Origin of the sequence: Ahniella affigens (assembly GCF_003015185.1) — a bacterium.
Taxonomy (GTDB): domain Bacteria; phylum Pseudomonadota; class Gammaproteobacteria; order Xanthomonadales; family Ahniellaceae; genus Ahniella; species Ahniella affigens.
Genome location: NZ_CP027860.1, coordinates 3,746,651 through 3,759,528, shown reverse-complemented (window position 1 = coordinate 3,759,528; position 12,878 = coordinate 3,746,651). Strand labels below are relative to the sequence as shown.

Annotated in this window: 6 protein-coding genes; 4 read left to right on the top strand and 2 right to left on the bottom strand. The window is 61.0% G+C overall.

Translation table 11 applies throughout. The features are described from left to right. Window positions 1–101: 101 nt before the first annotated feature. Window positions 102–1,229 (bottom strand): trypsin-like peptidase domain-containing protein, encoded by a 1,128-nt coding sequence (locus C7S18_RS14530; RefSeq protein WP_170113279.1) that lies wholly within the window; start codon window positions 1,227–1,229, stop codon window positions 102–104. 329 nt (window positions 1,230–1,558) lie between these two features. Here C7S18_RS14530 and C7S18_RS14525 point away from each other — a divergent pair, with 329 nt between their 5' ends. Then, on the top strand, window positions 1,559–3,637 hold the full coding sequence (locus tag C7S18_RS14525; protein WP_106894043.1) for an oxidoreductase: 2,079 nt from the start codon (window positions 1,559–1,561) through the stop codon (window positions 3,635–3,637). Between the two features lie 469 nt (window positions 3,638–4,106). Here the strand turns inward: C7S18_RS14525 and C7S18_RS14520 are convergent, their stop codons facing one another. Beyond that, entirely contained in the window at window positions 4,107–7,172 is a 3,066-nt protein-coding gene (locus tag C7S18_RS14520) for a ligand-binding sensor domain-containing protein (RefSeq protein WP_106892248.1), read from the bottom strand. Window positions 7,173–7,414: 242 nt separating this feature from the next. Between C7S18_RS14520 and gyrA the strand changes: the two genes are divergently transcribed. From gyrA to C7S18_RS14505, 3 genes are read left to right on the top strand one after another with little or no spacing between them, the layout of a single operon-like run. Then, on the top strand, window positions 7,415–10,051 hold the full coding sequence (gene gyrA, locus C7S18_RS14515; protein ID WP_106892247.1) for a DNA gyrase subunit A: 2,637 nt from the start codon (window positions 7,415–7,417) through the stop codon (window positions 10,049–10,051). Then, window positions 10,048–12,078, top strand: coding sequence for a PDZ domain-containing protein (locus tag C7S18_RS14510; RefSeq protein ID WP_106892246.1), 2,031 nt, complete (start codon window positions 10,048–10,050; stop codon window positions 12,076–12,078). The genes gyrA and C7S18_RS14510 overlap by 4 nt, the downstream gene beginning before the upstream one ends. Continuing rightward, window positions 12,075–12,851, top strand: a complete 777-nt coding sequence (locus tag C7S18_RS14505; protein WP_146151931.1) for a S1 family serine peptidase — start codon at window positions 12,075–12,077, stop codon at window positions 12,849–12,851. Before C7S18_RS14510 ends, C7S18_RS14505 begins: the two co-directional genes overlap by 4 nt. Window positions 12,852–12,878: the final 27 nt, after the last annotated feature.

Here is a 12,878-nt window from a genome sequence, read left to right as displayed (position 1 = left end):
AAGCGGGACAGCATGGCGGGCCCGGGCGCGGGGGTCAAGGTGCTGACCCAGAATGCCGCGGTGTGCGCACATTCAATGTGAATTCCGGAACACGACATGCGCTACTCGGCAATCACCAGCACCACCGATGGCGAGATGCGGGTTGCGAGTTGCTCCAAAGTGCCCGTCTTGACCGGTAGCTCCTGGGCGACGTTGCTCCGATACAAGTCCACGATCGATCGGAGATGTTCGATCTTGACGGCGTAATTGACATTTTGCGGCAGGTCGCCGGTCTGGGCGAAGACACGATCGGCCGACAGCTTGGCCGTGACAATGCCGACGACTTCGCCGGAATGGTTGATCAACGGGCCGCCGCTGTTGCCGCTCTGCACGGGCACCGAAATCTGGAAAAAGCGTGGGTCATCTTGCAGGCCGCTCGTGGCGCTGATGATCCCGGTCGCCAGCTTGGCGTTCTTGCCCATGATGTCGGTGTGCGGGTAGCCGAGGGTGAACACGTCGGCACCCATTCCCGGCAGGGCCTTGGCGAGCGGCAAACCAGGCGGCAGTTTGCCTTCCACCTTGAGCAATGCGACGTCGTTCTCGCGATCATTCGACAGGCTTTCGGCAGAACGCTCCGTGCCATCGCTAAACACGACACTGAAATGCGTCTTGCCTTCGATCACATGGTAGTTCGTGGCAATCATGCCGTGGGTCACCCAACCCGTGCCGGCTTGCGCCACCGCGCGGCGTTGTTCGATGCTCGCGCCGCCACTGGCGTTCGGACTCCCGCCGCTGCGCGGGGTGCCTTTCATGGCAAAACTCCCGAACGATCCACCGAGGCAGGCGTTGTACACACGCGTGCTGAGGCCCGCATCGACGCCATACTGCCCGGCGTTGTACACGTAGGCGGCCAGTTCTTTGATGGCGACGATACTGACATTGACGCTGTGCTGGCGCTCGTAGTCGCCCATCGAGTCCTGTACTGCCGCCAGCGGAATGCCACTGGCTTTCAGGCTGGCGATCTTCGACGCGAGGCTCTGAATAGCCAGGCAATACTCCGATCGGTCGGCGGTGGGTTTCGACGGGTTGATCTCAGTTTTGGTGGCTTCAACGCCCTTGGGGGGCGGCGTTTGGGTGTACTGCACCCGGCCTTGCTCATCGACCCATTTGTAGATTTGCTGCGCCGAGACGGGCAGCGCCAGTAGCGCCAGCACCAGCGCAAGTAAGGAGATTCGGGTCAGGCCAGGCATGAAACACCCCGTAGAAACGTCAACGTGGGAAATTGTAGCAATTCGGAGGCTGGCAACCCGGGAACAATGTGGGCGTAGTTTGCGCCGATCTTCGGGCAATGGGCCCGCGTTGTGAGGTGACGGGTCGCGATTCATTGGCGGCGAACTGTGTGCCGAACCGTGCATCAACTGACTGAAATCATTGAGGAATGGTGGGCGGCTTTCGTCCTGGCCGCGCAATGCGTCAGACTCTGAACGCGGCGTCGGCCGCAAAATCTGCCCGAAATTTGATTTCCTGTTATGTGCTGCCGCGGCCGCCACAGCGTTCGCAACAAGATGAGGTTTTGACCATGCGTGACCCGCGCTACGACATTCTGTTCGAACCCATTCAGATCGGCCCGGTGCGGGCCAAGAATCGGTTCTACCAAGTCCCGCATTGCAACGGCATGGGGCACGTGTACCCGAAGACGCTGGCGGCGATGCGCGGTATCAAGGCAGAGGGCGGCTGGTCGGTGATCTGTACCGAGGAAGTGGAGATTTCACCCATGTCCGAGATCGCGCCGCATCACGAGGGGCGACTCTGGGAAGAACGCGACATTCCGGCGCTGCGCCTGATGACTGATGCCGTACACGCGCATGGCGCGCTCGCGGGAATCGAGTTGATGTTCAACGGTTATGCGACGCCAAATCGGTATAGCCGGGAAGTGCCGATCGCGCCGTCCCATTTGCCCGTGCGCGGCAAGGACCCGATCCAGGCACGCACGGCGACGAAGCGCGATATTGCGAATGTCCGTCGTTGGCACCGCCAGGCTGCGCTCCGCGCGCGCGATGCGGGCTTTGACTTGATCTATGTCTATGCCGGTCATGACCTCGGCATGCCGATGCATTTTCTGTCGCGGCGAACGAATCGGCGGACCGACGAATACGGTGGTTCGTTGGAAAATCGGGTGCGATTGTTCCGGGAGTTGATCGAAGACACGAAAGAGGCCGTGGGCGATCGTTGTGCGGTGGTCGTGCGACTGGCGGTCGATCAGTTGTTGGGTCCGCAAGGCATCACTGCCGAAACCGAAGGTCACGACGTCATTGCGATGCTTGCCGAGTTGCCCGACCTGTGGGACGTGAACATCGCCGATTGGAGCAACGACAGCCAGACTGCTCGTTTCTCTGGGGAAGGGTTTCAAGAACCTTACATCGCACGAGTCAAGTCTTTGACGACCAAGCCTGTTGTGGGCGTTGGTCGCTACACGTCACCCGATGCGATGGTGCGCGTGATCAAGTCCGGCATCATGGACATGATCGGCGCGGCCCGACCGTCGATCGCTGATCCCTTTTTGCCGAAGAAAATTGAGGCCGGGCGGCTGGAAGACATTCGCGAATGTATTGGCTGCAACATCTGTGTGACGGGTGACAATGACTGTGTGCCAATACGCTGCACACAGAACCCGACGATGGGTGAGGAGTGGCGGCGCGGCTGGCATCCCGAACAGGTTCCGGCGAAGGCGAGTGAGCGTTCGGTGCTGGTCGTCGGCGCAGGTCCGGCCGGGCTGGAGTTAACGCGTGCGCTGGGGCAACGCGGCTATGAGGTGATGCTCGCCGATGGCGCTGAGCTGTTTGGCGGTCGCTTACGGTACGAGAGCCGTTTGCCGGGCTTGGCGAGTTGGCATCGGGTCGTGGATTATCGCTTGCAGCAGATCAGCCGGATGAATCAGGTCATGAGCCTGCCGGGGAATGCCTTGGGCGTGGACGAGGTGCTGCAGTCGGGGGCCTCGGCGGTGTTTATCGCGACGGGCGCGAGCTGGCGCACAGACGGCTTGGGCCGCGCGCATCGCGCGCCGATTCTTGATTCGGCTGATGCCGCGGTGTTCAGTCCCGACGCGCTGCTGCGTGGGCAGCTTCCGGATGGCCCCGTGCTGATTTATGACGATGATCACTACGTGCTGGCTGGGGCACTGGCGGAATGCTTGGCGAAGGCCGGGCGCGAGGTGATTTACGCGACACCCGCTGACAAAGTTTCGGCCTGGACGGATCAGACGATGGAGCAGGGCCGCGTGCAGCAGCGTTTGCTGAGTCTCGGTGTTCGCATTCTGTGTCAGGTGGAGTGGTCGGGATATCAGGCACAAGGTGGCGAACGCGAAGTGGTGATGGCTTCGATTTACGATGGTCGTGAAACGCGCGTCGTGGTTCGCGCCATCGTGCCCGTGACGATGCGTGATCCGGATGATGGGTTGTACCAGGGGCTATTGGGTGTCGAGGCGGCATGGGCTGATCATGGCCTTGCCGAGGTGCAATGCGTCGGTGATGCCTATGCGCCTGGCACGATCGCCGCGGCGGTGTATGCGGGGCACAAAGCGGCGCGGGAATTCGATGGGCCACGTCAGGATGACCCATTGCCGTTCAAGCGCGAATGGTTGAATCTGCAGGCGGAGTGATGAGAAGCGGTCGATCGGATGATTCGAGTTGCTTGCGATGCGGTTTGTTTTAGCGGGCTGGGCCGCGAAATGGGGCTTGGCGCAAGATTGGTTCGGGCCTGAAGGCCGTCGTGCAAAAGACCTCCCTGAAGCTCCGCTCACTGTATACAACGAACACTTGCCGCGGTTTGTCGTAAGGCGATGGTTTCTGTGGGAGCGGCTTCAGCCGCGAACAAGTCTTGCGGCAAGATTGGTTCGGGCCTGAAGGCCGTCGTGCAAAAAACCTCCCTGAAGCCCCGCTCACTGCATACAACGAACACTTGCCGCGGTTTGTCGTAAGGCGATGGTTTCTGTGGGAGCGGCTTCAGCCGCGAACAAGTCTTGCGGCAAGATTGGTTCGGGCCTGAAGGCCCTCCTACAAAAAGCGATGGGGATTGCCGAGAGACTGGTTCGGGCCTGAAGGCACGCCCACAAACTGATTCGAGGCCAATCAATCCGATGCGACGACCTGATTCCGTCCTTGTTCCTTCGCGCGGTATAACGCGGTGTCGGCACGGCGAATCTGCTCGGCTAACGAGTACTTCTGGCCGCCGGCCCCATCGCACCAGCCAATACTGATGGTCATGGCGACCTGCTTGCCATCGGCCAGCGCTGGCCGCTCGGCGAGCGTGGTGCGAAGCTGTTCGAGCAGCGTGCCGACGTCAGCGCCAGGCAGCTGTTCGAAGCCAATCAGGAACTCCTCGCCGCCCCAACGGGCGAACTCGGCGCGATCAGCCAGTACTTGCGACATGCATGCCACGACATGACGCAGGCAATCATCGCCCGCCAAGTGCCCATACTGATCGTTGATGCGCTTGAAGAAATCAATATCGACAATCGCAATCGCGAGTTGCCCATGACTAGCCAACGCCCGGGCCAGCCGTTCCTGAATGTAACGGCGGTTGTATGCGCCCGTCAGCGGATCGCGGTTCGACAACTGAAAAAGCTCGCGATTCGCCCGCTCCAACTCGGCCTGTTGCGCCGCCAGACGTTCGTTCTGTGCGCGGACCTCATCGGTGCGCCGGATCACTTCTTGTTCCAGGTGCAGGCGCTGCTGTCGAAGATCGCGCGTGCGCCACGCAAAGACCACCCAGATCAATCCCGCGCTGATCAGCACCATCAACGTCCGGAACCACCAGGTCTCGTACGCCGGCGGAGCGACCTGGATCTTCAATCGGGCGTCACTCAAACTGAGTTCGCCGAATCGGTTTCGCGCGCGGACCAAGAGCTCGTAGTCCCCGGCACGCAGATTCGTGAAGCTGACAAAGCGCCGGCCGCCCAGTTGCTGCCAGCGCGGATCGAATCCGCTGAGTTGATACTCGAAATTGAGCAGGCGGGGCTGGTCGAAGTCGGGGGCGGCAAACTCAATGCCGAGTTGGTTGTGCTCGGGTCCGAGCCGAATCACATCAAGGTAATTCGGCGGTGCGTCCAGAACCGGCAAATCATCGGAGCGAATGCCCGGGCGAAGTGTCTGGCCCAGCACCGACACGCCCGTCACGAATACTTTCGGTGGCCGCAGGGTACGCGGCACGCGGTTGGGGTCGATCCGATTCAGACCCTTGATCCCGCCAAACAACAGTCGACCATGATCGTCCTTGCCATGCGCGCCATAGAAAAATTGATTGCTTTGCAAGCCATCGCGTTGGTCATACGCCGTGATGACTTTGCTGCGTGGGTCAAAGCGCATCAGGCCGCGTGACGACGACAGCCAGAGGGTGTCGTCCGCGTCAAACTCGACGCCGTAAATCACGCCATTGCTCAAGCCCTGACGCTCCCGATACACCTCAGGGGCCGAGCCGGGCGTGAATCGCACCAAGCCATCAGCGCTGCCAAGCCAGATCTGCCCGCTCTGGCTTTCGGCAATGTCAAAGATCAACGCGGATGCGATGCCGGTTTCTTCAGCGGACACAGGCCGCGCCAGCATGCGTTCTGGGTCGACCTCATCGAGCCCGTTCCAGGTACCTGCCCAAAGTCGGCCCTGGCGGTCCAGGTGCAATGAGAACACGTAGCGGTCGCTCAAGTGCCCCGGCGTGTTCGGATCGGCGTTGAGACAGCGCGCGCTGCCATCGGCCAACTGCAGCCGACAGAGGCCGTCCTCCATGCCCAACCAAAGGACGTCATGATGCGGATCGTGCAACAGTTGCCGGAGCACCATGCGTTGCCCCGGAATCTTGATCGGGTTGACCGCTCTCGTGTCTAGATCCAGTACGTGGAGGCCACCGTTGCTGCCGATGTAGAGCTTGCGATCGATCAATGCCAGTGTCCACACTTCGCGCCTTGCGGTGTCCTGATCCGGTAACTGGAGCAGGGGTTTCAGTGTGGCGATCAAGCCCGTATCGGGATCGGTGTCCAAGGCATAGGCACCATCCCCGAAGGTGCCGAGCAAGTAAGAGTTGTCGCCAATCGGCAAGATGGCGCGGACTTGGTCGGCGCCCATGGTGGCACTTGAGTAGGCGCTCGGTTGGTAGTGGCGAATGCCGTTATCGTCCAGTGCAATGCGTTCCAGCCCCAGGTTGAAGTAACCGACCCACAAGCCGCCTGAGGCGTCCTCCAGCATGCTGAGGACGAGCTGTCGCGGCTCATCGGGCGACCGACCCAGCGCGCGGGGTTTGATAAAGCAGTTGCATTGCTCGTCGAAGCGCGCGACCCCGGACTTGGTGCCGACCCAGACCCTGCCGAGCGAATCCAGCTTCATGACCTCGATCAGCTTGGACGGCAGGCCGGAGTTCTCGGGCAGAAATTGATCGAAGCGGTTGCCATCGCGGCTGATCCGCACGACGCCTTCCGACACCCCGGCGACCCACAGCTGCTCGCGGGCATCCGTGATGATGGCGCCGACGTTGGACTTTGCCAGTTGCCTGAGTCCAGGCCAGTCGGGCTGGATGCAGCGCGGCCCCAGGTCCTGCAGGCGGCAGGCGCCTTTGGATGTGCCGACCCAGACTTGCCCGGAGCGGGTGAGATGGAGTGTGCGCACCTGGTTGCTCGGCAAGCCACTTGCGGGTCCGACCCATCGGCCCGTCTCGATGAACTGGCCGTCCTGGAACGTCAGGCTGACCAGACCGCGGTCCTTGGTGCCCACCAGAATTCGGCCAGGGCCTAGCAACAGTAGTTCATCGACGGAATTGCCCTGGAATTGCGCGGCGATGGCGCCCGGCAGACTATCGAACCGCTCCGTGCGCAGATCCAGGCGCTGCAACGTGCCGGCCCGGGTGCCCACATAAATGGCATCCTGATCGGCAAGCAGCGCGGTGACAAAATTGTCGGCGACGCTGTTTCCGCCTTTATCGTCGCGGCGGAAGACTCGGAAATCCTGACCGTCGAACCGATTCAGGCCGTCTTCGGTCCCGAGCCACAGGAATCCCTGAGAGTCGAGCGTCATGGCCCACGCCGAGTCTTGTGACAGGCCATCGGCAATCGTGAATTGGTCCACCGGGCGCGTGTCGAAATTGGCCCAAGCGCCGCCGCTGGCCACCAGGCCAAGCCAGAATCCCAGACGCATCCATCGATTAAGCCGCATATCAGGATCGTATCGGGATGCCAAATCGGCGATTGCAAACGATTGGGGTTCTTTCCAGCCCCACCCGAGCCTGCCATTGCGCCTCGCTGGCGGTAAATCCGCGCAACAAAATCAAGCACTTGCCTCCGGACTGCCGGGCCGCCAACATGATACACTCCGGTACTTTCGCGCAGCATTTCCCAGGGGCTGCGCATTTTGCCTGAAGCAAAAAGCCAAGGGCTTGATTTCAAAAAGGTTGTTCGATGTCAGAGTTCGCAAAAGAAGTCATCAAGGTCAATATCGAAGACGAGATGCGGCAGAGTTACCTCGATTACGCGATGAGCGTGATCGTCGGACGCGCGCTCCCGGATGTTCGCGATGGCCTCAAACCCGTGCATCGTCGCGTGCTGTTTGCGATGAACGAACTCGGCAGCCACTACAACAAGCCTTACTACAAATCGGCGCGTATCGTCGGTGACGTCATCGGTAAATACCACCCGCATGGCGACAGCTCGGTGTACGACACACTGGTCCGAATGGCGCAGCCGTTTTCGCTCCGAAGCATCCTGGTCGACGGTCAGGGCAACTTCGGTTCCGTCGACGGCGATCCGGCGGCAGCCATGCGATACACCGAAGCACGCCTGTCGAAGCTCGCGCACGAGTTGATGGCTGATATCGACAAGGAAACCGTCGATTTCACGCCCAACTACGACGAGAAGGAACTTGAACCAACCGTTTTGCCGACGCGCTTTCCGAATCTGCTCGTCAATGGCTCGGCCGGTATTGCCGTCGGTATGGCGACCAATATTCCGCCCCACAATCTGGGCGAAGTCATCGATGGTGCCATTGCGCTGATTGATGCCCCGGAACTCGGCATCGATGATCTGATGCAATATATCCCAGGCCCCGATTTTCCGACCGGCGGCACGATCAATGGCGCGTCCGGGATCATCGACGCGTATCGCACGGGTCGTGGCCGCATTCTGATTCGGGCCAAGTGCGAGATCGAAACCGACGACGATGGTCGTGACGCGATCATCGTTACGGAGCTGCCGTATCAAGTGAACAAAGCGCGGTTGATCGAAAAGATCGCCGAGTTAGTCAAGGAAAAGAAGGTCGAGGGCATTGCGCCCGATCTGCGCGACGAGTCCGACAAGGACGGCATGCGCATTTACATTCCGATCAAGCGCAATGAGTCGGCCGAAGTCGTGCTGAACAACCTGCTTGCGCAGACGCAATTGGAAGTGGTGTTCGGCATCAATATCGTGGCGCTCGTCGACGGCCAGCCGAAGACGCTGAACCTGAAGGAGATGCTCGACGCCTTCATTCGCCATCGCCGCGAAGTGGTGACCCGGCGCACGATTTTTGATCTGCGCAAGGCCCGCGAACGTGCCCATGTGTTGGAAGGCCTGACCGTTGCGCTCGCAAACATCGACGAGATGATCGAGTTGATCAAGACCTCGCCGAACGCGCAAGTGGCCCGCGAGCGCCTGCTGGCCCGCGTCTGGGAGCCGGGTTTGGTGCGCGCGCTGCTCGGCGAACGGGGCGCGTCGCAGTCGCGGCCGGAGTCGTTGTCCGATCACGAAGGGCTGCTGGAACACGGTTACCAATTGAGCGAAGTCCAGGTCAAAGAAATCCTGGACATGCGCCTCAACAAGCTGACCGGCCTGGAACAGGAAAAGCTGACCGACGAATACAAGGTGTTGCTCGAAACGATCCGCGGCCTGATTGAAATTCTCGAAGACCCCATCAAGTTGCTCGCCGTCATCCGCGACGAACTGGTCAACGTCAAGGAAGAGTTCGCAGATCCGCGCCGCACGATCATTCAGGTCAATCAGGATGATTTGCGCAACGAAGATCTGATCGACAAACAGGACTTGGTCGTCACCATGTCGCACGCCGGCTATGTCAAGGCGCAGCCCGTCACCGATTACCGTGCCCAGCGGCGTGGGGGTAAGGGCCGATCGGCGACCGCCATGAAGAACGAGGATTTCATTGAGAACATCCTCGTTGCGCACAGCCACGACACGGTGCTTTGCTTTACGAGTTCGGGTCGGGTGTTCTGGCTGCGGACCTTCGAGTTCCCCATGGCCGGCCCCGGGGCGCGTGGTCGGCCGATCGTCAACTTGCTGCCGTCGCTCGAAGCGGGCGAGAAAATCAACGCCATGCTGCCGGTGCGCGAGTATCGTCACGATCACTACGTGTTCTTTGCAACCCAGGCTGGTGTGGTCAAGAAGACGCCGCTCAGCGAGTTCTCGCGCCGCCGATCCAGTGGTATCCGTGCGGTGGAGTTGGACGACGGCGACCGCCTGATCGATGTCGCGATTACCGATGGCAGTCGCGATGTGATGTTGTTCGCATCCAACGGCAAGGCGGTGCGATTTGCCGAAGACGAAGTGCGCGCGGTCGGACGCACGGCGCGCGGTGTGCGCGGCATGACGCTGGCCTTAGGCGAACGCGTGGTCAGCATGATTGTTGCCGACCTGGGCGACATTCTGACCGCCACCGAGCGCGGCTTTGGCAAGCGTACCGAACTCGAGGAATTCCCGAAAAAGGGCCGTGGCACGCAGGGCGTGATCGCGATTCAGACATCGGAACGCAATGGCAATCTGGTTGGCGCGGTGCAGGTGACCGAGGTGCACGAAGTCATGCTGATCTCGAATCAGGGAACCTTGGTGCGCACTCGCGTGTCCGAGATCGCGCAAGTGGGCCGCAACACGCAGGGCGTGACGTTGATCCGTCTGCCTGACGACGAAGCGCTGGTCAGTTTTGCAAAGGTCGAGGCGTTGCCCGAAGACTTGAGCGAAGCGGCTGAGTTGGAGGCGCCGCCGGCGCCACCTGCTGACGCGGACCACGCCGCTGAAGGTCAAACCCCGCCTGCTGGAACGGAGTCCGAATGATGAAGCGCTGGATCGTGCTGCTTGGCCTGTGGTGCTCGTTCGAGACACAGGCGGCAGTGGCTGAAGACGTGACGGCGCGGGTGGCTCTGGCGCGCGATGCGGTAATGCCTTACGTTGTGAGCGTGATGGTGGTGCGCGCGGATCAGCAACTCGGCCGATCGGAGCTGCACCTCTCCAGTGGCAGCGGCACGATCATTCGGCCAGACGGCTACGTCGCGACCAACGCGCATGTCACCGAGAATGGCCGCAAGTTCCGCGTCGTGCTAGCCGATAAACGCGAGTTGCAGGCAGATCTGGTGGGCGAGGACGCTTTGTCCGATATAGCCGTGCTGAAGATCCGCGATGTGCCGTCCGGCGGTTTTCAGCACGCGCGGTTTGCCGCGGCAGACCATCTGCAATCGGGCGACGTGGTGCTGGCCATGGGCGCGCCTTGGGGCATGGCGCACTCGTTGACGCAGGGCGTGGTCAACAACCCGGAGCGCCTGATGATTTCGCTGTTTCAGGATGAATCGGACTACGAGCAACAGCTTGGCAAGAATCAACCGACTGCGCGTTACTACGCCTGGATCCAGCATGACGCTGCAATCGCTCCAGGCAATTCTGGTGGCCCGCTTGTCGATCTGAGTGGCGAGATCGTCGGGATCAACACGCGCGGGAATCTGTTTGGTGGCGATATGGCGTTTGCGATTCCCGCAACCATCGCCAACACCATTACGACGCAGCTGATCGAACACGGCGCGGTGCCACGCAGTTACTTCGGTTTTGGCCTGCGCTCATTAAAGAACTCAGGCCTGCGCGAAGGCGTGCTGGTGAGTTCGGTCCAGGGTGATTCGCCCGCCGACCGCGCCGGCTTGAAGCCGGGAGACCGCATTCTCGCGATCGATGGCCAGCGGATGGATATCGCCCAGCCCGAACAAGTGCCACCGCTGCTGCGCGCCTTGACGGAGCGCAAGATTGGTAGCGAGCTCAGCCTGACTGTTGCGCAAGCACAGACGGAACGAGTGCTTCGTTTGCGCGCCGAAACCTACCCGCAGGACCTTGGCGAAGACCTCGATGTGCGCGCCTTTGGCCTGACACTGACGGAAGTGACGCCGAGCATTGCCCGCAGTCGGCAGCTGGATCGCGATCATGGCCTGCTGGTCACCGGTGTGGCGGCCGGCAAGCGCGCGGCGACTGCGCATCCGCCGCTGCAGGTTGGCGACGTGATTTACCAGCTTGAGCAAACGCCGATCCGACAAGGTAAAGACCTGCAGGCCGCCTTGACCGACGAGCAGCGAACGAAAGGTGAGTGGATCGTTCATATCGAACGCCGGGCTGAGATGCTGGTTGCGCTGATCGACGCCGAATCGGGTGCCAGCAATCCGAACACGCTGCGCGAGCTGCCGAAAGCCTGGATCGGCATCGAAACACAGCCCGTCACACCGACGACGAGTCGCAAGATCGGCGGCCCGGATGCCGGCGGTTATCGCGTCACGCGTGTTTATCCGGGCCCAGCCGAGTCGGCAGGGATCAAGGTTGGCGACTTCGTGCAGAAGCTTGCTGATGAATCGGTGCCCGTGACGGGCGACATCGGTGACGAGTCGCTGCAACAGCGGATCCGCGACGCGCTGCTGGGTGAACCGCTGAAGATTGATCTGGTGCGTGGGCAAACGCCGATGACCGTGTCAGTGCTGCCGCAGGCGACGCCAACACCGCCTGGCAATCTCCCCGGTGCGCGAATTGATTGGCTCGATCTGAATGTGCGGTCGTTAAGCTTTTTTGATCGCGTGGATCGCGATATGGAAGCGGGAGCTCGCGGCGTCGTGGTCGAGCGCGTCGAGTCGGGTGGTCTGGGTGGCCTTGCGTTTCTGCAAGTGGGCGACGTCATCCTCGAAGTCAACGGCCAGCCGATCACCGACCTGAAACGCTTCGAGGCCCTGGTCGATCGCAAGGCTCAGGACCCGAAGCGCAACATCAGCTTTCTGGTGTTGCGCGCCAATCGCACCCGTCTGCTGTTCCTTGATTCGAGCTGGATGGACAAGTCATGAGTCTTATACGTGCCCTGATGCTGTTGCTGTGCCTCGCGCTGATGGGTAACGCCTCGGCCGACTATGACAAGGAAGGCAAGGCGATCTTCAAGAACCTGATGACCCAGCATGCCGATGCGTTTGTTCGCGTCAGCTATGTGATGGTGTCGAGCTATATGGGGCAGGAGGAAACCCAGCAGTCGTCGACGACCGGTGTGATCATCGATCCGAAGGGCCTGATCCTCGTCCCGCGCATGGTGGTTGAGCCCAGCTTGCCGAACATGAGCAAGCTCACGCCCGAGCAGCGGGTCAGCTTCAAGATGAGCGCCCGCGATTTTCAGATCCACTTTCCAGGCGAGGACAAGCCGCTGGAAGCCGAGGCGCTGACGTCGGACGCCGATCAGGGCGTGGGCTGGCTGAAGATCAAGAGCCTTGGCGAGCGCAAACTCAAATTCGTCGATATCGCGGCTACTGAGCCGGCCGAGCCGGGGATGTCGTACTACGTCGTCGAGCGGCTCGAAGAGCGGTACGGTGAAAAGCCGATCATGTCCTGGGGCATTATTCAGGGGCAGATCGATTTGCCGCAGCAAGCCCACATTGTGACCGGTGCACTGGGTCTCGCGTTTTCGGCCCGCGGCAAAGTGCTTGGCTATGTCAGCGCAAACTTTGAAGGGATGGGTAATGACAGCTTCAGCATGACCGGAGGTTTACGCATGTTGCTGACGCCGGCGAAGCGCTTGCACAGTGCCAACCTCCGGGCCGCGAGCCTGCTGAACGAACCAGCCGCGCCCTGATCGGCGTGCCGAAGATGCTGCGGGTGG